The organism is Paraburkholderia sp. SIMBA_027 (assembly GCF_046535315.1).
Lineage (GTDB): Bacteria > Pseudomonadota > Gammaproteobacteria > Burkholderiales > Burkholderiaceae > Paraburkholderia > Paraburkholderia tropica.
The window spans coordinates 299930-318358 of sequence record NZ_JAWRWY010000010.1; the positions used below are offsets into that span (position 1 = coordinate 299930).

An 18429-nucleotide genomic window follows, 5' to 3' on the forward strand; every position below is an offset into this window, starting at 1 on the left:
ACACATGACGGCACTCCAGACTGTAAATCTCGGTACGGCTCCGACCGGCACCGGTGGCGATACCGTGCGCGTCGCAAACGTGAAGGCGAACGCGAACGTCGCGGTGCTCAACACGCAGGCCACGCTGACGAGTTCGTCGCCGAACGCCGTGCGCGACCTGACGGCGGCCGACATGGGAAAGCGCGTGAATTTCACGCCCACGGCGGCCGGCATCGTGCATTTCCCTAAAGCCAGCGACACGGGCGCGGATCAGATCGTATCGGTGCACAACCTCGCAACGGCCTACGACATCACGATGGCGATCGCGACGGGCAGTGGTGACACCGCGCCGACAATCGTCGTCGTGAAGCCGGGCGAAATGCTGACGTGGGAGACGGACGGCGTTTCGCAGTGGCGCACGATCGGCCGCAAGAAGGCGTTCGACGAGGTCGTGCAGGGTAAGTTGACGGTGCTCGGAGCGGCGACTGTGGCGTCTGTGGCATCGACCGGCGCATTGTCCGGCGGATCGCTTTCCATCGGGACCGTCGCGTCGATCTCCGCGGCCGGTGCTTTCTCGGGCGCGAGCGCCGTCTACGCCGGCAACGTTTCTGCTGGAACGCTCAGCGTGACCGGTCTGGCGACGCTCACCGGCGGCCTGTCCGTCGGATCTGCTGCGCAGGCATCGATCACTGCGGCCGGCGCGCTGTCGTGCGTGAGCGGCGCGTTCAGTGGCGCCTGCGCTGCGGCTTCGCTCCAGTCGACGTCGGGAACGATTACGGCCGGTGCGTTGGCTGCGACTGGCACGAGCGCGATGCAGTTACTGTACGACGGCACAATGCGCACGACCACCAACGGCACGAACAACTGGGGGGCGTGGGGGGCGATCTGGAACAAGGTCAACCTGCCACGCAATAGCTTTGTCGGGACGAACAGTTCGAACACGCTAAGCATCTGGTGGGACAGCGCAAACACGGGCTGCCGCTTCCAGATCGACAGTACGCTCAATTCGCTGGTGCTCGGCGTTTCGAACACGTTCCACATGGCATGGAACAACTCTGCCGTGGGCCTGTATGTGGACTCGACGTCGCTCGGCAACATCACGACGAGTTCCGACTATCGCGCAAAGAAGAACGTCAAGGCGCTCAAGGTGGACGCGGTGACGGTGGTCAAGGCGCTGCGCCCGGTCACTTTCGAGTGGGCGGATTTCGAGCTGTTCAAGGCAGACGGCGTCGAGCATGTCGGTTTCATCGCGCATGAGATTCAAGCTCTTATCCCGAGTGCGGTGAACGGAGAAAAAGACGCCGTCGACGAGAATGGTACTGCGCAGATACAGAGCCTGAATTGGGCTCCGATCGTTGCGGTTCTGACGTCTGCACTTCAGCAGGCATTCGCGCGGATCGAAGCGCTGGAGGCGCGGGCATGACCATCACCGCAGACGTTCAGCAGCTTGAACCGGGCCGCCTGATCGAGCTTTTCGAGGTCGACTGCACAGGCATCGGTGGCGACATGCTGCGCTTCCACGAGCACCTGCAAACCGGCTCGATCTGGTGGCAGGGCAACGAGTACAAGCCGTGGCCGATTCAGGTGTCGGGATTCAAGCGCACCAGCGACGCGCAGCAGCCCACGCCCACGCTCACGGTCGGCGACATCAACGGCACGATCTCGGCGCTGTGCGTGTATCTCGACGATCTGGTCGGCGCGACGGTGCGCCGCCGACGCACGCTCTCGAAATACCTCGACGCGGTCAATTTTCCGGACGGCAACCCGACTGCGTACCCGGACGCGGAAATGTTCCCCGAGATCTGGCGCGTGGAGCAGAAGAGCAACGAGCAGCCCGGCCTGCAGGTCGAGTTCACGCTCGCGTCGCCGCTTGACTTCGGCGGCCAGCAGCTCCCCGCGCGCCAGATCGTCAGCATCTGCCAGTGGAAATACCGCGACGCGAACTGCGGCTACACGGGCACCGCGTATTTTGACGCCAACGACCAGCCGGTGACCGATCCGGCGCTTGACCGCTGCAGCATGAAAACGAGCGGCTGCGAATGCCGCTACGGCGTCAATAACCCGCTGCCGTTCGGCGGTTTTCTCAGCGACACCCTTTCCTGAATGAACGAAACGACGAAGGCCGCGATCGCCGCTCACGCGATCGCGGAGTACCCGCGCGAGTGCGTCGGGCTGGTGGTGCTCGTCCAGGGCGCGGAGACGTATATGCCGTGCGCGAACTGGGCGGCCACGCCGAGCGAGCAATTCGTTCTGGCCGCCGAGGACTACGCGCGCGCCGAGGACGCTGGCGAAATCGTTGCGCTCGTGCATTCGCATCCCGGCGCGCCGGCGCGGCCGAGCGCCGCCGACAAGGCGATGTGCGAGCAGGGCGGTATCGCGAGCTGGGTGATCGTCTCACTGGGCGTGCAGGCGAACGGCTCGATCGCGGTAGACGACTGGTGCGAGTTCGGCCCGAGCGGATTCATCGCGCCGCTGGTCGGGCGGCAGTTCGCGCACGGCGTGCACGACTGCTACGCGATCGTGCGCGACTGGTATCGCCTTGAGCGCGACGTGGTGCTGCCTGACTTCGCGCGCCGCGATGACTGGTGGGACGACGGCCATTCGTCGCTCTACCTCGACAACTACCGCGCCGCGGGCTTCGAGGATGTCGGGCCGGGCGCCGACCTGCAAGTCGGCGACGTGCTGCTGATGCAGATCCGCAGCCGCAACGGCGTGCCGAATCACGCGGGCATCTACATCGGTGACGGCCACTTTCTGCACCACATGCACGGGCGGCTCTCGGGGCGCGCCGTGTGGGGCGGCATGTGGGCGCAATGCCTTCGCACGGTGCTGCGATACAGAGGTGACGTGAATGAATGAGCAACTGACCATCATTCGCCTTTACGGGATTCTCGGTGCCATGTTCGGGCGTGAGCACCGCCTCGCCGTGAAGTCGACTTCCGAGGCGATGCGCGCGCTCGGCGTCGTCATCCCGGGGTTTCCGCTTTCATGGCGCGCTCGCGCGAACGTGGGCTCACGTTCGCAGTGTTCGTCGGCAAGCAGAACATCGTGCGCGACGAACTGGAATACCCGGTAGGGCGAGACGAGATCCGCGTCGCGCCGGTGCTGATCGGCAGCAAGCGCGGTGGCCTGTTCCAGACGATTCTCGGCGCCGCGCTGGTGGTCGTCGGCGTGGTGGCGTCGGCATACGGCCAGGCGTGGGGCACCCAGCTTATCGGGCTCGGCGCGTCGATGGCGCTGGGCGGCGTCGTGCAGATGCTCAGCCCGCAAACGTCGGGCCTCGCGGGCACCGTCGATAACGGCACCTCGTATTACTTCAACGAACCGGTGAACAGCGCCGCGCAGGGCGAGCCCGTGCCGATCGTCTACGGGCGAATGGTGGTGGGTTCGAAGGTGATCAGTTCGGGCATCTACGCAGAGGATCAAAGCTGATGCAGATTTCTGGGGCAAAGGGCAGCAGCACCAGCACGCCGACGGAGTCGCCTGACAGCCTGCACTCGATCGCCACGGCGAAGGTGCTCGACCTCATTTCTGAAGGTCCGATCGTGGGCCTCGTCAACGGCCTGCAATCCGTTTTCCTCGAAGGCACGCCGATCCTCAACGGTGACGGCTCGGCCAACTTTTCGAACTACTCGGTCGACTCGCGCGTCGGCACGCAGGATCAGGATTTCCTCTCGGGCTTTCCGTCGGTCGAAAACGAAACGGCCATCGGAGTTGAACTGACGAGCGACACGCCGTGGGCGCGCGCCATCGAGAACACGCAACTGTCGGCCGTGCGCATTCGCTTCGGTCTGCCGTCGTTCGAGCAAACGAACACGACGACCGGCGACGTGACGGGCTATCACGTCGATTACGCGATCGACATTGCTGTTGATGGCGGTTCGTATGCGCAGGTGTTGACGGGCGCTTTCGACGGCAAGACGACGTCGCTTTACGAGCGCAGCGTGCGCATCGAGCTGCCGACTGCAACGACGGGGTGGATTGTGCGCGTGCGTCGGCTCACTGCGAACGCGCACCAGACGTACATTCAGGACACGATCAACATCGAGGCGATCACCGAGATTATCGATCGCAAGCTGCGTTATCCGATGAGCGCGCTGGTCGGCATGACGTTCGATGCGCAGTCGTTCAGCTCGGTGCCGACGCGCTCGTACGACGTCAAGGGCCGCATTATCAGCGTGCCATCGAACTACGATCCGGATCAGCGCACGTACTCGGGCACGTGGGACGGCACGTTTAAACAGGCGTGGACCGACTGCCCGCCGTGGATCTTCTACGATCTCGTGCTGAACGATCGTTACGGCGCGGGCCGCTACGTCGATGCGTCGTCGCTCGACAAGTGGTCGCTGTACGAGATCGCGCAGTATTGCGACGCGATGGTGTCTGACGGCAAGGGCGGGCAGGAACCGCGCTTCACGTGCAACTGCGTGATCCAGTCGCAATCGGACGCGTTCAAGGTGCTGCAGGACATCGCTGGCATCTTTCGCGGGCAGGCGTATTGGGGCGCGGGCAACGTGATCGCCACGGCGGACATGCCGTCCGATCCGATCCACATCTACACGCAAGCGAACGTCGTCGACAGCAAATTCGCGTACGTGGGCTCCGAGCGCAAGTCGCGCTACACGTTCGCGCAGGTGAGCTGGAACGATCCGTCGAACCAGTATCAGCAGACCGTCGAGCCGGTGTCTGACGATGATGGGCTTGCGCGTTACGGCGTCGTCAAGGCGTCTATCACGGCGTTCGGCACGACGTCGCAAGGCCAGGCGCACCGGCTTGGCCTGTGGACGCTTCTTACGAGTCGCCTCGAAACGAACACGGTGTCGTTTCAGGTCGGGCTCGACGGCACGCTCTGCATGCCCGGCGAAGTGATCGCAGTCGCTGACGTGAACAAGGCCGGGCGGCGCATCGGTGGCCGCATTCGCTCGATGAGCGGGCGCACGGTCGTGCTCGACAAGCCGCCGACGGCGGCGGCCGGCGACACGCTCACGGTGATCATGCCGGATGGCGTCGCGCAGGCGCGCACGGTGCAATCGGTGGCGGCTGACACATTCACGATGACCGCGGCGTTCGACGATGACGCGGTGCCGGGTGCGGTGTGGATGCTGGAAAGCAGCGATCTCGTTTCGCAGCTCTTTCGTGTGGTCGGCGTCGAGGAAGATGACGACGGCGACCAGATCACCTACACGATCAACGCGACGCAGCACGAGCCCGGCAAGTACGCTGCGATCGACAACGGCGCGCAGATCCAGCAGCGCCCGGTGACGGTCGTGCCGCCGTCGGCGCAGGTGCCCCCGACGAACGTGCGCGTGTCGACGTACTCGCTCGTCGATCAGGGCATCGCCAAGACGAACATGGTGATCTCATGGGACTCGGCCGACAGCGCGGTGCGGTACATCCCGGAGTGGCAGAAGGACAGCGGCGAATGGGTCGCGGCCAACCAGACGGGCGGGCTGCAGGTGGAAGTCTCGGGCATCTACCAGGGCAACTATCTCGCACGCGTGCGCGCGCAGAACGCGCTGGGCGTGACGTCGATCCCGGCCTACAGCGTGGAAACCGCGCTGACCGGCAAGACGAGCCCGCCGCCGGTCGTGACGTCCCTGACGACCACGACGCAGGTGTTCGCGATCCAGCTCGACTGGACGTTCCCCGCGGATGGCTCGGCGAACGACACGCAGCGCACGGAGATCTGGTACAGCAGGACGCCGGATCGTGCCGACGCGGTGAAGATGGCCGACTACGCGTTTCCGCAGGCGCGCGCGAACCTGATGGGTCTGGCCGCCGGGCAGTCGTTCTATTTCTGGGCGCGCCTCGTCGACACGTCGGGCAACATCGGCGCGTGGTATCCGACCGGCGCGGGCGTGAATGGGCAGAGCAGCAGCGATGCCGACGAGATTCTGTCGTACCTCAACGGGCAGATCGGCAAGGAGCAGTTGACGCAGGATCTGCTCGCGCCGATCGAGGCGATTCCCGATCTGCAGCAGGACGTCGAAGCGAACGCCGCGGCGATCACCAACGAGCAGCAGGCCCGCGTCGATGGCGACACGGCGCTGTCCGAACGGCTCGATCAGGTGAGCGCGCAGGTCGTGATTCCGGACATGGCCGGGGACGATGGCGGCTATGCGGGGTCGACCGAGGTATATGCGGGCGTCTGGTCGGAACAGTCGGCGCGCGCCGAGGGCGACATGGCGAACGCCAGGAACGTCGAGACGGTCACGGCGCAGATGAGTTCGACGAAAGCCACGCTGCTCGCCGCGGTGCAAACCGAGACGCAGGCTCGCGTCGATGCTGATAGCGCGCTCGCGACGCAGATCACGACGGTGCAGGCGCAAGCCGACGCCAACAGCGCGGCCGTGCAAACGGTGGCGAGTTCGTACGCGGACCTGAACGGCCGTGTTGCCGCGTCGTACCAGATCAAGACGCAGATCACGACCAACGGGCGCACGTACATCGCGGGTATCGGCGTGGGCGTCGACAACAGCAGCGGCGTTGTCGAATCAACCGTGCTGCTGTCGGCGAGCCGCGTTGCGATCCTCGACCCGAACGGCAGCGCCGTGACGTCGCCGTTTGTCGTACAGGGCGGCCAGGTCTTCATCTCGCAGGCGCTTATCGGCACAGGCTGGATCACGAACCTGATGATCGGCGATGTGATCCAGTCGACGGCCGTCGGTGCGAACGGGCAGCCGCGCTGGAAGCTCGACAAGAACGGCACGCTCACGCTCAACGGCGCGAACGGCGGCAGCGGTTACATGACACTGACCGACTCGACGCTGCTGGTCTACGACAATAACAACGTGCTGCGCGTGCGTCTGGGGCTCTGGTAATGACGGCCGGTCTGCAGATCTTCGATGCGAGCGGAAACATCGTGCTCGACGCGACGTATCGCGTTATGCGCCTTGGCGGCCTCGCGACGGTCACTGGTGGGCTAAATGGAGGCGTGACAGACGACCGGCTTGCGCAAGGCGGCTGGTTCACTTTCCAGCCTTCCGGCACGCGTGGTGACGGATATTTGTCGGGCGGCGTAATCGTCCCGCGCTTCACGCTGAGCGGTAACACGCTTTCGTGGACGTGGAACGCAAAAAACAGCACGTACGACATTTATCAGCAAGGCTATGTGGTCTACGGGGGTAGCTGATGACGGCCGGATTTCAGGCGTGGACCGATACCGGCCTCGTGCAGATCGACGGCAGCTCGCAGAATTTTGCGCTTCGGCAGTCATTCAGCGTGACGACGGGTTCCGGCGCGGTGAACCTCGGGAAGTCGAACGCCGGCGTGCAGTACACCGTCGCGGCGAACGTCGCGAATTTCACGGTTTCAGCGGTCTACCCACTGATCGCGCTCTACAGCCCGAACGCGTACGCAACGATCCTGAAGTGCCAGAACGTCGGCACCAATTCCTGGGCGATTCAGGTCTGGTCAAACGTGGCGGCGGCGGTGCAGGTCTACGTATTCGACCAGTCGTTAGCGGCTGCGCCGTCCGGTGCCGGGTACGGATTGCAGGTGTTCGACGGGAGCGGCAACCTGATCGCAGACGCGCGCCAGCGCCTCGCGCGCGTGCTCGACATGCAGAGCGGCAACATCATGGGCGCGGGTCCGGGCTGGGGGCAGTGGAACCAGGTCGATCTGCGGCAATACACGTTCGGGCCATATTCGGGCGTCGCCAAGATCGGCGTGGCAGCAATCGCGACTGCGTGGGTTTCTGCGCCGGCGGGCGGTAACGATAGCGGCTGGTACAACGTGAGCGGCCTGCAGACAGTCGGCAACACCATCAATTTTCAGTACGCCTATAACGCCGTCGGCAGCACGACGCATCCGGGCAACAACACGTGTTTCGGTTCTCAATACGACTGGGCGTTTCTGGCAGTCGATCTGAGCTATATCTGACAGGAGAAAGCATGCCGATTAAGAAGGACTACGAGACGCCCGCGACGGGTGCGATTGCGAGCTATCACGTCGCGGCTATGGTGACGCTCGACGCGATTTCGAAAGCGACGTCTGTCACGCTGCAGTCGTTTCTCAGCGCTGACGCGCGCGCCTCAGGCAAATCGCCGATGTACCAGCAGCAGATCATGATCACCGGTCTGCCGGATTCGGGCACCGACGCTTTCGCGTTCGCCGACGCGCAGCTCGTGGCCGCGCCGCCGAGCGACGATGCTGCGACGCTCAACCCGGCGCGCTACGCGTTCGCCGGCGCGGAGATCGTCGACTGACCTCATAAGAAACACGAAATACATGCCGCCCACGAGGCGGCTTTTTTATTTCCGGGGGACGGATGGAAGGTCAGAAGCAGATCGTGGAAGCGCTGGACGGGCTGCGCGAAGACCTCGCGCAGCGGCACAGCGAAAACGTGACCGCACAGAGCGTCGCGGACAGGAAGCTCGACGAGGTGATTCGCCGGGTCGATGACCTGCACAAGGCATTTCCCGGCGGCGATTGGGATGGGCATCGCCGCTACCACGAGACGCTTATCGAGCGCGCCGAGGCACGCGCGAAGTTCTACAACGACCTGCGTAGCGAGCTGGCGAAAAAGGGCCTGTGGGCGCTGCTCGCGCTGATCGGCGTGGCGCTCTGGCAATACCTCAAATCGAAGGTGATCGCGTGAAACCTGTTTCGTATTGGCGCAAGGCGCACCGGCGCAACTCGGTGCGCGCGCTGATCGCGTCGACCGCCGTTTCGTTTGTCGGCGGCGTCTGGTCGGCGCTGCCTGAAGCGTGGATCGACCGGCTGCCGACGTGGCTTGTCCTGTCGGTGCCGTTCGCAATCAGCGCGGTGGGTCTTGTGCTCGCCTATCTGCATCAGCCGTCTCTGGAGGATTGATGGCAAACCGAGCTGGAAAGAAGAGCCTTGCGGCAGTCGTTGGCGCGGGCGCGGCGGCAATTCTCGTGTCTGTCGTGCCGAAGTTCGAGGGCGTCGTGACGCGCGGATACCTCGACCCTGTCGGCATCCCGACGAAGTGCATGGGCGACACGCACAACGTCGTCGTGGGCAAGCAATACAGCGAGGCGGAGTGCCGCGAATCGCTCGAAACGCAACTGATCGCGCACGCCGAGCCGGTGCTGAAGTGCACGCCGTCGCTCGCAGGCCACACGTACCAGCTCGCGGCGGCCGTGAGCTTTGCCTACAACATCGGCGCGGGCGCGTACTGCGGCAGCTCGACGGCGCGCCGGTTCAACGCGGGCGACTGGCGCGGCGCGTGCCGGGCGATGAACGAATCGGACGCGGGCCGCGCGCAATGGGTGACGTCGGGCGGCCGCGTGCTGCCCGGTCTGGTGAAACGGCGCGCCGACGAGCGCGCGCTTTGTGAAAAGGGGCTGTGATGCTGAAAACCATTCTGCCGTACCTGATCGCCGCGCTGATCGGCGCGGGCATTGGCTTCGGTGCCGAGCACGTCCGCGCGCGCGGCGCGCTGGCGATCGAGCAAGCGGCGCACGCGAAGGACAACGAGCGGCACACGACCGACATGCTCAACGTGTCGCGCGCGGCGCTGGAGGGCGAGAACCGCGCGATCGACGCGCACAACCTGGCCGCTTCCGCGGTCGCTGCGGCGGATGCCGCGACTACGAAGGAGAAGGACGCACATGAAACCGACAATCGCCGCTATCGCGCTGCTCTCGCTGCTGGCACTGAGCGCGTGCGCGTCGCAGTGCGAAACTGCACTGCTGCCGATCCCGGTGGCCTCGCCGGATCTCCCGGCGCCGCCGGCGTGGGCGATGGAAGCGCCGCCGTCGCAGACCTCGACCCAGCGGTTGCAGAACGCGTTTTCCGGGTCGCTGGAGACGACCAGCACGAAATCGACAAAGTGAAGGCGCTGCAGGCGTATGTCTGCGCCGTCCGTCCGAAAACGCCAGGGTGTTCGTAGGCGTACCGTAAACCCGTGTAAACTTTATGGCGCGGCTTGAGAGGGCCGCTCCAACAAGAAACCGAACCGGGGAACAAGAATGAAAAAGAGACTTGCAGCAGCCTTTCTTTTTGCGGCCGGCCTGGCCGCGTGCGGTGGTGGCAGTGGAGATGGCGACAGCGGCAGCGCAACGCCCGCGGCGAAATCGCTCACGATCTCGATGTACGGCAAGCCCGTCGTGACCAGCACGACGACCGCGGTCGCGCACTCGCAATTCAGCCTGATCTCGGCCGCCGTGGCCGCCGACACGTCGAATCCCGCATCGGACGCACAGGCGTCGGCGAAGTCGCTGACCGATGCGCTTGCCGCGCGCGGCGTCACGGCGGACATCACGAACCAGGTGGTCGACGGTACGGCGCTTCATCAGATCGTGACGACCGAGTACAACGGCAAATCGCCGACGGCGGACCAGTTCAAGACGGACCCCAGCTCGTGGCTGATCGTGAATTTCCAGCTCGACGACATGGTGACGCCGACGACCGACCCGGCACAGCAGGCGGCCTTGCAGCAATTCACCGCTGATTTGCTCGTCTTCTCGCAGTGGGCCGCAGTGGCGGGCAAGGCGGTGTTCGTGGTGCAGCCGATTCTCACATGCGACTCGATGTATTCCGCCGCGAGTGGTTTGTCTAACGCGGAGCAGGTCGCTCAAAGTAACGGCGCGCCGATCCGCTTCACTGGCACAGTTCCGACCGGGTTCGCATTCGATTCCAACGGCAAACCGGTGCCGTTCAACGGAACGGACCTGTCGCACTACGGCGCGGATTGCCGCACGCCCGACGCCTATCTGCAAAACGCGGTGGTCGACTCGATCGCCGACGACATCGCTCTTGCCTATAGAGAGCAGGCGGGCAGCGCGAACGCGGCGAGCGCAGCATCGGCAGCGCAGTGACGAAAAAAAGCCGCCGCATTGTTCAGGTGCGGCGGCTAGTGCGAGTCTCCTGGCGCTACTTGCCAGTGGATGCGGGAGTGTCGGGACCGCAGCCAGACCACACGCTATCAGGACATAAACCTTTCGCAAAGCTTTCGAAACGTTTATCTGTCGATTTACCCCGCCTCACAGCGCGCACTCCCGCGCCGCTTCCTGAACCGTTCCACTCTCTCTTCCACTGAATCGTAAGCGCGCTCGAAGTAGGCGCAGCCATGCTGCGGCGAGCCGACGACCATGCGGACGTCGCGAAAGCACCAAGTGTGCGGCCCGCGCCACGCGTTGCCGCCATAGAACTTGCTTTGATACACGGCCGATCACTCGATGCGGTTTTTAGTTAGACTTTGCCGTTAACAATGCTCTTCATTTGGTCGAGCGCATGCTCTACAGCAATCTTGTTTTCGCTCATCGTCTTTCGAATGTTATCGGCGAGCTCTAGGATGGCGATCGTCGGGATGGTCAGCAATGAAACCACTTTGCGATGTTGTACCTTCTCTGCCGGATCTGCCAGCTGTTGTTGATAAACAGCCAAGGTAGTGTTTGGGAATCCGAAAAGAGCGGGTCCAAATCCGTCAACGGAGTATCGCGGCGTATTGTCAGGTATTTCGACCTTGACTTCTACGCCGTTCTCCTGTGATGTAAGAATTTTATCCATTAGGTGACCTTAGAGTTTGGTGATGGCAAGTGGTGGCATGCCAGCATTCCCTGCAATATAGATAGACCCAGCGGTCGATGTAACGTAGTTTGATTTGCAAATGACGCTTCCATCAAAAACTACGTCGACCGAAGTGTTGGGTTCGCCACTCTCATCGAATTCGCTTGTATACGGCTTCGGGGTAAGGGCGGCAGGTGACAGGTCTGCGGTGCGTCTCAATAGCGTCGAATAAGGGACGAACTCGATCCACGCGGCGACATCGAACGCCTGCGCGATCTTATGAAGCACCGTCAAAGACTGCCTTCCATAATCAGGATCTTCAAGCCTCGCAATGGCGCTTTGCCGCGTGCCCAGCTTTTTAGCCATTTCGGCCTGCGAGAGTCCGGCAGATTCTCGTAGCAAACGAATTTGCGTAGCGATTTGATTGCCTGCAACAGATTTCGCAAACGTTGATCGATAGGTCTTCGACCGGAGCTTTAGTAGCCTTGTACTCGGTTTAGTCGACCTCGATCTCTTTAACGGTTGCAGTTCCTCCACGAACGGCATTCCACCGTGTCCGAGCGACTTCACAAAAGTTGCTTGTGCTGTACTGCTTCCCTTTGTGGGTAACCCAGATGACGATCGTAAACTGCCCGTCGGCTGGACCAAAGTAGCCCATTGGCCTTTGCTGGAGATCGTGAGCTTTGAACCTGATCTCATAGATGTCTTTGCATTTGTCATCGATCTTCCAATCCAACTTCTTCGCGTACGGATCGACCCACATCGGCGGAGGCTGATCTCGCAAATACATCATTCGTGCATCACAGGCGGCCTGCCCCTTTTCTCCGAGCTTCTCGTAACGCTCCGTGAACACGCCCCGACCCGTCTTCGGGTCAACCATTTCATTGTAGGTATAACGCACAATTTCGCCCGAACTTTAGCACATATTTGTGATCGCTCGCCCACGGATAAACGTTCGCGACCGGTTCGCGCGTGTTGTGGCCGACGTAATTGCAATCTCTGAATGTGACGAAATGTAACCGAATTCCGTTTTGTGTGTTGAGATGTCGGTAAATTATGCCGGACGCATTGAGTCTGGCCGCGCAGGGAGACACTATTTGGGCTTCCGCGAGGTCGACTTGTAATTTCGTCGATCATCGCCCCTTGTCTTGGCGTCGGTGTCTATCAAGGACGACTATGCGTCAAATTCACGCGTGAAGTTTCCCCCATACCGACGAGGGCGCAGGACGCCCGTTGCGCCTGGAAATTTGCGTCTCCGATTCGAGCGGCTAATTGTCGGTTGAGTGTTTAAAACCCCATGTAAGTATCTGATTCTATTGGCGTCGATACGCAGTGGTTGGCATGTTATTTTTTGCCGGAATTCTCGCGTAACCTTATGAATTTGTTGCGTTTACGTGGTTTGTTGCCAGCATAAAGCGGCGGCACGACGCTCAACGACGGCACGCTCACGGTCGGCTCGAACACGGCGCTGGGCACCGGCGGCCTGACCGTGAACGGCGGCACGCTCGCGCTCGGCACGACCGGCGGCGCGCCGCTCGCCGTGACGGTGGGCTCGCTCGACGGCGCGTCCGGTTCGAGCGTCTCGCTCGGCAGTTCGAGCCTCACCGTGAACGGCGGCGGCAGCTATGCGGGCTCGCTCACGGGCACGGGCTCGGTGACAAAGTCGGGCAGCGGCACGCTTACGCTCGGCGGCACCAGCACCTATAGCGGCCCGACCACGGTCGCGGGCGGCACGCTCGACGTAAGCGGCTCGACCGCCAATTCGACGGCCACCGTGCAGAACGGCGCGACGCTCACGGGCACCGGCACCGTCGGCGGCCTGATCGTGCAGAGCGGCGGTACCGCGGCGGCGCTCACGCCGGGCCAGAGCCTGAACGTGGCGGGCAACGTGACCTTCGAATCGGGATCGAACTACCAGGTCGCGGCCACGCCGACCCAGGCGGGCAAGATCGCAGCGACGGGCACGGCGACGCTCAACGGCGGCGCGGTCAGCGTGCTCGCGGGCCAGGGCGCCTGGTCGCCGCAGACGCAGTATCCGATCCTCACGGCGGCGGGCGGCGTGAGCGGCGCGTTCCAGAGCGTCAGTTCGAACCTCGCGTTCCTCACGCCGTCGCTGAGCTATACGCCGAACACCGTCAACCTGACGCTCACGCGCAACGACCAGCCGTTCACGTCGGTGGCGGTGACGCCGAACCAGAGCAGCGTGGCGACGGCGGTGGCCTCGCTCTCGACGACGGGCCCGCTGTATCAGTCGATCCTCGCGACCGATGCCGCCACGGCGCGCCAGGCCTACAACATGATCGACGGCCAGTTGATCTCGGATGCGAAGACGGTGTTCCTGCTCGATACGCGCTATCTGCGTGACGCGGTCACGGACCGCCTGCGTCAGGGTCTCGCGCCGACCGACGGGCCGCTTGGGGCGCTGTCGTCGGGACCGGCGCTGTGCGATTCGCGTCTCTCGCAAGGCGCAATGTCGGGCGACAGCGTGCACGGCGGTTCGCAGGGCGCGTGCGCGAACAGCACGCCGTATCAGCCGGTGGTCTGGGCGCAGGGCTACGGCGCGGATAGCCGGCTGGCGGGCGACGCCAATGCCGCGGGCCTCGACCGCACCACGGCTGGTTTCATCGGCGGCGCGGATATGGCGCTGAACGACCGGTGGCGTGTGGGCGTGGCGGGCGGCTTTGCGCACAGCTCGCTGGAGAACGGGCTGAACTCGTCGGCATCGGTCGATACGTATCACGTGGCGATGTACGGCGGCGCGCAGTACGGGCCGATCGGCGTGCGGCTCGGCGCGGCGTACACCTGGAACGATGCGAGCGAGGATCGCTATCCGGCCTTCACGGGCTTCTCCGATCACGACAGCGCGAACTACGACGCGAAGGCCGCGCAGGTGTTCGGCGAAGTGGGCTACGCGGTGCCGTTCGATCGCTTCGCGGTCGAACCGTTCGCCGGGCTGGCGTATGTGAATCTGCATAGCGACGGCTTTTCGGAGAACGGCGGTCAGAGCGCGCTGCGGGCTCAGGGCGATACGGAGAATATCGGCTTCTCGACCCTGGGTCTGCGAGTGGCGACGCGGCTCGGCGAACTGCCGCTCGCGAGCGTGAGCGCGCATGCGATGGCGGGCTGGCGGCATGCGTTCGGCAATACGCAACCGACTTCGACACTGGCGTTTATCGATGGCGGGTCGGCGTTCTCGGTGGCCGGTGTGCCGATCGCGCGGGATACGGCGGTGGTCGAATTGGGCCTGGATGCGAGCGTCGCAAAGAATCTGACGCTGGGCGTCGCGTATAGCGGGCAGTATGGCGGCGGCTCGCATGACAATGCGATTTCCGGGCGGCTGGCGTGGCGGTTTTGAAGTTATTTGCGAGTTCGCCAGAGCCTGTTTTTGGCGGATGGGCGAGCGCTTCGGTTGGCGCTCGTCCTACCATGGCTCGATGCGAAGATGCGGCCATTCGCGCTTCCAGCGTGCGGTTTTTTCGGCGTAGACCGCCGGGATCGGCAGTGCGCGATTGGGCTTTAGCGTGCCTTCGAATAGCGACGTCAGGCCGAAGGGGCAATGGACTTCGAATTGCCGATTGTTCTGGTGGCGGATTCCGATTGCGACCGTTGCACAGGGGAATCGATCTATGCCGTCGGAGGCTTGTGCGACCGGGCCGAACGGGATGCCGAATTTGTTTTCATACCATAACGGCACGCGGGCCTGGTTGCGGATCTGGACTTCTACGGGAACATCGGAGAACAGTTTTTTCGCCTTGCAGATGACTTCGTTTTCCGCGTCCCATGACGTGTCGCGGTCGTAGTAGAACAAGTCGTAGTCGCGAATGCCCGCGTGAATCTCTCGCTCGCACGTGAAGTTCCAGACGGTCTGCGCAATGCAGCCCGCAGTGAGCCACCAGTCGTCGACGCCAAGATCGCCCGCGCGATTCAGAATGAGCGTGTTCCAGGGGTTCTTTTGGATCACCTCGATGAGGTCGAGTTTTTGAACGGCGTTCATGGGTTTTCGCGCTGCTGCGGTGGCGTTGTCGTCGACAACGAGTAGTGAAGAATAATTCGGGCATTACAAAAGCGCGCGTTGTGCGACTTCCAGATCGCGCATGCTTGAGCAACCCATTCGCATAATCGAACAACACCATTTTCGTTCAATCGACAGCGCCGCACAGAACGCGGACAATGCATCGTGTCCAGCGCGCGTGAGTCGACGATGCATCACAACGACCTGCTCTTTATTTCGCGGCATCTTTCGCCAGCCGAAGTGTGTGCACAACTGCTTGCTTTAAGCGTTGTCGAATATAGCCGCGCGCCGGGCTTGAGCGTCGTGCTGACGCTAAACGGCACAGAAGGCCAACTCGCCGACACAGGCAGAGGCATGCGACTCACGCCGGATCTGGGCGATACGATTTCCCACGCCGAGCGAGCGCTGACCGGCTTCTATCCGTGTCTGTCGTCGAACGAGCACGACAACGCCATACTCCAGGAACTGATCTGGGGCGACCACGGCTCACTCGGTCCTTCGGTTGCCAACTTCGCCTGCCCGGCGCTGAGATTCACCAGTCGACGAGAAGGCGAGGTCTGGTCGCAAAGCTTCAGATACGGTCAGCCATCCGGCCCGGCCGCGTTGCTGGGCGCGACGAATACGACCGGCACGACCATCGATTTCACCACCGAAACCGCAATCGACGCTACCGAAGTCGCGGCGCTCGTCGCCCGATTGCGCAAGCGCATCCCTGAACTCCAGATCACGATTCACACGCGCTAAAAGCCATCGCGCACGCATGCGAGAAAGCACGCCGCCTCACAACGGCAGCGGCCGGTCCTGAAAAATGCTCTTCATGACGAGCGTGGAGGTGAGGCGCAGCACGCAGGGCAGCGGCAGCAGACGCCGGTCGTAGAGCGTCTGGAACGCCTTCAGGTCGCGCGTGACCACGTGCAGCATGTAGTCGGGCTCGCCGAACAGGCGTTCGGCGCGCGTGATCTCCGGAATGTCGATGAGCGCGTCCTCGAAGGACTGCACGTTCTCGCTGCTGCCCTCGCGCAAGGTGGCGAAGACGATGGCCGAAAAATTCAGCCCGACGGTGGCGGGGTCGATGGTGGCGCGATAGCCGCTGATGACCTCGGCGCTCTCGAGCGCGCGCAGCCGGCGCTGGCACGGCGACAGGCTCAGGCCCACGCGTTCGCTGAGTTCCGTGATTGAAAGTCGTCCATCTTGCTGAATCTCGGCAAGAATCTTGCGGTCAATGGCATCCATGTGAGAAATATTAGCGCCTGAGGACGCCGACTGGCAAGAAATAGGGAGCACATTCCGGTGCGCAAACCGTAAGATTTGCGCCCTCGGGCGGTGGCGCCCGTCTTACCGGAAGTACAGCAGTGGAAGTGAGCATGTTGACGGCGTTCTGGATCGTTTCGTTCTCCCTCGTCATGGTGCCGGGCGCCGACTGGGCCTACGCGATTTCGGCGGGTTTGCGCGGCAGCGTGATCGCGCCGGCCGTCGGCGGCATGTTGCTGGGCTATCTCGCGATCACGCTGGTGGTCGCGGCCGGTGTCGGCGCGCTGGTCACGAGCGTGCCCGCGCTGCTTTCGGTGCTGACGGTGGTCGGCGGCGCTTATTTGCTGTGGCTCGGCGTACGCACGGTGATGCATCCGGCCGAACTCTCGGCGGGCCAGGAAGACGGTCCGAAAACGGGACGGCAGAGCCGCTGGGGCTGGTCGATGCGCGGTTTCGCGATCAGCGGCCTCAATCCGAAGGCGATTCTGCTGTTCGTCGCGCTCCTGCCGCAGTTCACGCGCCGCGACGCCGGCTGGTCGGTGTCCGCGCAGATCGTCGCGCTGGGCGTGCTGCATATGATCAATTGCGCGTCCGTCTATTCGGTGGTCGGGTTCGGCTCGAAGGCCGTGCTCGGCACGCGGCCCGCCGCGGCGCGCCGCGTCAGCCAGTTGTCGGGCGTGGCGATGATCCTCGTCGCCGTGCTGCTGTTCGCGGAGCAGGTGTTCGCCTTCACGCGCTGAATCTGCGCTGAATCCACGCGGTTCCTTCCTGTTTCCCCGTCCTCGTCCCTGCCTTTCTCGCCCCCGCCCGGAATAAATCGCCGGGCCGCCTGTTAGTCCATTATCTCCATCCACGCAGGCCGACGATCATGGTTTCCCAAGGGCCGCCCGACGAGCGGCCGGTGTCCGAGGCCGATATTCAGGCCTACACTGACGGCTCGCTGGCCGGCGAGCACGCCGCGCGCGTGCGGCGTTATCTGGCACGGCGGCCCGGCGAATGGCATCGGATCCTGTTCTATCGGCGTCTCAATGCGCAGATGCGCCGCTCGTTTCACGCGGCCGCAGCGTCGCATCCGGCCCTGGCGAGCACGCAGTCCGGCACGCAGTCCGGCATGCCGGCGCGGCGCGCCGGGTTTGGTCTGCGCGCGGTCTGGCGCCGCCGCGCCGCCGCGCTCGCGCTGGTGTGTGCGATGCTCGCGGCGGGCGCGGCCTGGCTGGCGCTGACCGAACCGGACGACCACACGCTGAACAACGCGGCCGTCATGGCGCTGATGGAAGCGGCTCCGGCCGCGTCAATCGGCGCCGATCACGCCCATGAAGGCGCAAGCGTCGATAACATCTATCACGTCGATGCAGCCGCCGACGCCGCGCCGTTCGATCTGGCCTCGGCGGGCTTGCGGCTCGTGTCGGCGGGCAAGATGGAGCTGGGTCCGTTTGCGCGCGCCGCGCGCTACGTCTACGAAAATGGCGACGGCGAACCGGTCGTGCTGCTGGGCGCGCGCGCCTGGTTCGCGGCCGACGCGCCGCAGTGGAGCGCGCGCCGCGTGGGTGCGCTGCGTCTGCTCGGCTGGACGTCGCACGGCACGCGCTGGGTGCTCGCGGGCAATGCCGCGACGCACGGTCTGATGCGCGCCGCCGACGTCGCCACGCAGCAGGGCGCCTCGCGTCGCGAGCGCCGCACGCACGAATAAAGAGGGCAGAGAAGGATGCAAC

The 18429-nt window shown here is 63.7% G+C and carries 21 protein-coding genes and 1 pseudogene; 17 read left to right on the top strand and 5 right to left on the bottom strand.

What is annotated here, in order from left to right; translation table 11 throughout:
- The first annotated feature begins 4 nt into the window (after positions 1-4).
- The 13 genes and pseudogenes from SB764_RS20785 (at position 5) to SB764_RS20845 (ending at position 10763) form a co-directional block, all read left to right on the top strand.
- Positions 5-1402: a tail fiber domain-containing protein gene (locus tag SB764_RS20785; protein ID WP_410864696.1), complete on the top strand. Its 1398-nt coding sequence runs from the start codon at positions 5-7 to the stop codon at positions 1400-1402.
- Positions 1399-2082: a phage minor tail protein L gene (locus SB764_RS20790; protein WP_410864698.1), complete on the top strand. Its 684-nt coding sequence runs from the start codon at positions 1399-1401 to the stop codon at positions 2080-2082. The genes SB764_RS20785 and SB764_RS20790 overlap by 4 nt, the downstream gene beginning before the upstream one ends.
- Positions 2083-2838, top strand: coding sequence for a C40 family peptidase (locus SB764_RS20795; RefSeq protein WP_410864700.1), 756 nt, complete (start codon positions 2083-2085; stop codon positions 2836-2838). It begins immediately after the preceding gene.
- Positions 2831-3411: pseudogene (locus tag SB764_RS20800) on the top strand (tail assembly protein). Before SB764_RS20795 ends, SB764_RS20800 begins: the two are co-directional and overlap by 8 nt.
- Positions 3411-6800 carry a host specificity protein J gene (locus SB764_RS20805; RefSeq protein ID WP_410864702.1) on the top strand — a complete coding sequence of 1130 codons (3390 nt, stop codon included), beginning with the start codon at positions 3411-3413 and terminating at the stop codon, positions 6798-6800. Before SB764_RS20800 ends, SB764_RS20805 begins: the two are co-directional and overlap by 1 nt.
- Positions 6800-7111, top strand: a complete 312-nt coding sequence (locus tag SB764_RS20810) for a hypothetical protein (protein WP_410864704.1) — start codon at positions 6800-6802, stop codon at positions 7109-7111. Before SB764_RS20805 ends, SB764_RS20810 begins: the two co-directional genes overlap by 1 nt.
- Positions 7111-7860, top strand: coding sequence for a hypothetical protein (locus SB764_RS20815; RefSeq protein ID WP_410864706.1), 750 nt, complete (start codon positions 7111-7113; stop codon positions 7858-7860). The genes SB764_RS20810 and SB764_RS20815 overlap by 1 nt, the downstream gene beginning before the upstream one ends.
- Before the next feature lie 11 nt (positions 7861-7871).
- The gene (locus tag SB764_RS20820) at positions 7872-8186 is read left to right on the top strand and encodes a hypothetical protein (protein ID WP_410864708.1); all 315 of its coding nucleotides are present in this window, start codon (positions 7872-7874) and stop codon (positions 8184-8186) included.
- A gap of 83 nt (positions 8187-8269) precedes the next feature.
- Complete coding sequence (locus SB764_RS20825; RefSeq protein ID WP_124261043.1) at positions 8270-8578, top strand: hypothetical protein; 309 nt, start codon at positions 8270-8272, stop codon at positions 8576-8578.
- Positions 8575-8793 (top strand): hypothetical protein, encoded by a 219-nt coding sequence (locus SB764_RS20830; RefSeq protein ID WP_110328083.1) that lies wholly within the window; start codon positions 8575-8577, stop codon positions 8791-8793. The genes SB764_RS20825 and SB764_RS20830 overlap by 4 nt, the downstream gene beginning before the upstream one ends.
- A complete protein-coding gene (locus SB764_RS20835) occupies positions 8793-9293 on the top strand; it encodes a lysozyme (RefSeq protein WP_124262336.1) in 501 nt (166 codons plus the stop codon). Before SB764_RS20830 ends, SB764_RS20835 begins: the two co-directional genes overlap by 1 nt.
- The gene (locus SB764_RS20840) at positions 9293-9835 is read left to right on the top strand and encodes a lysis system i-spanin subunit Rz (RefSeq protein WP_410864710.1); all 543 of its coding nucleotides are present in this window, start codon (positions 9293-9295) and stop codon (positions 9833-9835) included. The genes SB764_RS20835 and SB764_RS20840 overlap by 1 nt, the downstream gene beginning before the upstream one ends.
- A gap of 79 nt (positions 9836-9914) precedes the next feature.
- The gene (locus SB764_RS20845) at positions 9915-10763 is read left to right on the top strand and encodes a hypothetical protein (protein ID WP_410864712.1); all 849 of its coding nucleotides are present in this window, start codon (positions 9915-9917) and stop codon (positions 10761-10763) included.
- A gap of 373 nt (positions 10764-11136) precedes the next feature.
- Here SB764_RS20845 and SB764_RS20850 read toward each other — a convergent pair whose 3' ends face one another.
- Genes SB764_RS20850 through SB764_RS20860 form a run of 3 tightly spaced genes read right to left on the bottom strand, consistent with a single transcriptional unit; the run spans position 11137 to position 12355 of the window.
- Positions 11137-11454, bottom strand: a complete 318-nt coding sequence (locus SB764_RS20850; RefSeq protein WP_410864714.1) for a hypothetical protein — start codon at positions 11452-11454, stop codon at positions 11137-11139.
- Between the two features lie 9 nt (positions 11455-11463).
- Positions 11464-12000 carry a helix-turn-helix domain-containing protein gene (locus SB764_RS20855; RefSeq protein ID WP_410864716.1) on the bottom strand — a complete coding sequence of 179 codons (537 nt, stop codon included), beginning with the start codon at positions 11998-12000 and terminating at the stop codon, positions 11464-11466.
- A complete protein-coding gene (locus SB764_RS20860; RefSeq protein WP_410864718.1) occupies positions 11951-12355 on the bottom strand; it encodes a hypothetical protein in 405 nt (134 codons plus the stop codon). The genes SB764_RS20855 and SB764_RS20860 overlap by 50 nt, the downstream gene beginning before the upstream one ends.
- Before the next feature lie 588 nt (positions 12356-12943).
- Here SB764_RS20860 and SB764_RS20865 point away from each other — a divergent pair.
- On the top strand, positions 12944-14809 hold the full coding sequence (locus tag SB764_RS20865) for an autotransporter domain-containing protein (protein WP_410864720.1): 1866 nt from the start codon (positions 12944-12946) through the stop codon (positions 14807-14809).
- 66 nt (positions 14810-14875) lie between these two features.
- On the opposite strand, the gene SB764_RS20870 is transcribed toward SB764_RS20865, so the two are convergent.
- A complete protein-coding gene (locus SB764_RS20870) occupies positions 14876-15448 on the bottom strand; it encodes a nucleotidyltransferase family protein (protein WP_110326078.1) in 573 nt (190 codons plus the stop codon).
- A gap of 207 nt (positions 15449-15655) precedes the next feature.
- On the opposite strand from SB764_RS20870, the gene SB764_RS20875 reads away from it, so the two are divergent.
- Complete coding sequence (locus tag SB764_RS20875) at positions 15656-16210, top strand: hypothetical protein (RefSeq protein ID WP_110326076.1); 555 nt, start codon at positions 15656-15658, stop codon at positions 16208-16210.
- 36 nt (positions 16211-16246) lie between these two features.
- Here the strand turns inward: SB764_RS20875 and SB764_RS20880 are convergent, their stop codons facing one another.
- The gene (locus SB764_RS20880) at positions 16247-16699 is read right to left on the bottom strand and encodes an Lrp/AsnC family transcriptional regulator (protein WP_065063530.1); all 453 of its coding nucleotides are present in this window, start codon (positions 16697-16699) and stop codon (positions 16247-16249) included.
- A 131-nt stretch (positions 16700-16830) separates the two neighbouring features.
- On the opposite strand from SB764_RS20880, the gene SB764_RS20885 reads away from it, so the two are divergent.
- Both SB764_RS20885 and SB764_RS20890 read left to right on the top strand, forming a co-directional pair.
- Positions 16831-17457: a LysE family translocator gene (locus tag SB764_RS20885; RefSeq protein ID WP_065063585.1), complete on the top strand. Its 627-nt coding sequence runs from the start codon at positions 16831-16833 to the stop codon at positions 17455-17457.
- 128 nt (positions 17458-17585) lie between these two features.
- Positions 17586-18407, top strand: a complete 822-nt coding sequence (locus SB764_RS20890; RefSeq protein WP_065063532.1) for a hypothetical protein — start codon at positions 17586-17588, stop codon at positions 18405-18407.
- Positions 18408-18429: the final 22 nt, after the last annotated feature.

What these genes read in the sequence shown, in the direction of transcription:
- SB764_RS20840 (WP_410864710.1), top strand. Translation starts at nt 9,293, where the DNA reads ATGCTGAAAACCATTCTGCCGTACCTGATCGCCGCGCTGATCGGCGCG.
- SB764_RS20815 (WP_410864706.1), top strand. Translation starts at nt 7,111, where the DNA reads ATGACGGCCGGATTTCAGGCGTGGACCGATACCGGCCTCGTGCAGATC.
- SB764_RS20835 (WP_124262336.1), top strand. Translation starts at nt 8,793, where the DNA reads ATGGCAAACCGAGCTGGAAAGAAGAGCCTTGCGGCAGTCGTTGGCGCG.
- SB764_RS20790 (WP_410864698.1), top strand. Translation starts at nt 1,399, where the DNA reads ATGACCATCACCGCAGACGTTCAGCAGCTTGAACCGGGCCGCCTGATC.
- SB764_RS20820 (WP_410864708.1), top strand. Translation starts at nt 7,872, where the DNA reads ATGCCGATTAAGAAGGACTACGAGACGCCCGCGACGGGTGCGATTGCG.
- SB764_RS20870 (WP_110326078.1), bottom strand. Translation starts at nt 15,448, where the DNA reads ATGAACGCCGTTCAAAAACTCGACCTCATCGAGGTGATCCAAAAGAAC.
- SB764_RS20875 (WP_110326076.1), top strand. Translation starts at nt 15,656, where the DNA reads ATGCATCACAACGACCTGCTCTTTATTTCGCGGCATCTTTCGCCAGCC.
- SB764_RS20795 (WP_410864700.1), top strand. Translation starts at nt 2,083, where the DNA reads ATGAACGAAACGACGAAGGCCGCGATCGCCGCTCACGCGATCGCGGAG.
- SB764_RS20850 (WP_410864714.1), bottom strand. Translation starts at nt 11,454, where the DNA reads ATGGATAAAATTCTTACATCACAGGAGAACGGCGTAGAAGTCAAGGTC.
- SB764_RS20805 (WP_410864702.1), top strand. Translation starts at nt 3,411, where the DNA reads ATGCAGATTTCTGGGGCAAAGGGCAGCAGCACCAGCACGCCGACGGAG.
- SB764_RS20885 (WP_065063585.1), top strand. Translation starts at nt 16,831, where the DNA reads ATGTTGACGGCGTTCTGGATCGTTTCGTTCTCCCTCGTCATGGTGCCG.
- SB764_RS20845 (WP_410864712.1), top strand. Translation starts at nt 9,915, where the DNA reads ATGAAAAAGAGACTTGCAGCAGCCTTTCTTTTTGCGGCCGGCCTGGCC.
- SB764_RS20785 (WP_410864696.1), top strand. Translation starts at nt 5, where the DNA reads ATGACGGCACTCCAGACTGTAAATCTCGGTACGGCTCCGACCGGCACC.
- SB764_RS20810 (WP_410864704.1), top strand. Translation starts at nt 6,800, where the DNA reads ATGACGGCCGGTCTGCAGATCTTCGATGCGAGCGGAAACATCGTGCTC.
- SB764_RS20890 (WP_065063532.1), top strand. Translation starts at nt 17,586, where the DNA reads ATGGTTTCCCAAGGGCCGCCCGACGAGCGGCCGGTGTCCGAGGCCGAT.
- SB764_RS20880 (WP_065063530.1), bottom strand. Translation starts at nt 16,699, where the DNA reads ATGGATGCCATTGACCGCAAGATTCTTGCCGAGATTCAGCAAGATGGA.
- SB764_RS20855 (WP_410864716.1), bottom strand. Translation starts at nt 12,000, where the DNA reads ATGCCGTTCGTGGAGGAACTGCAACCGTTAAAGAGATCGAGGTCGACT.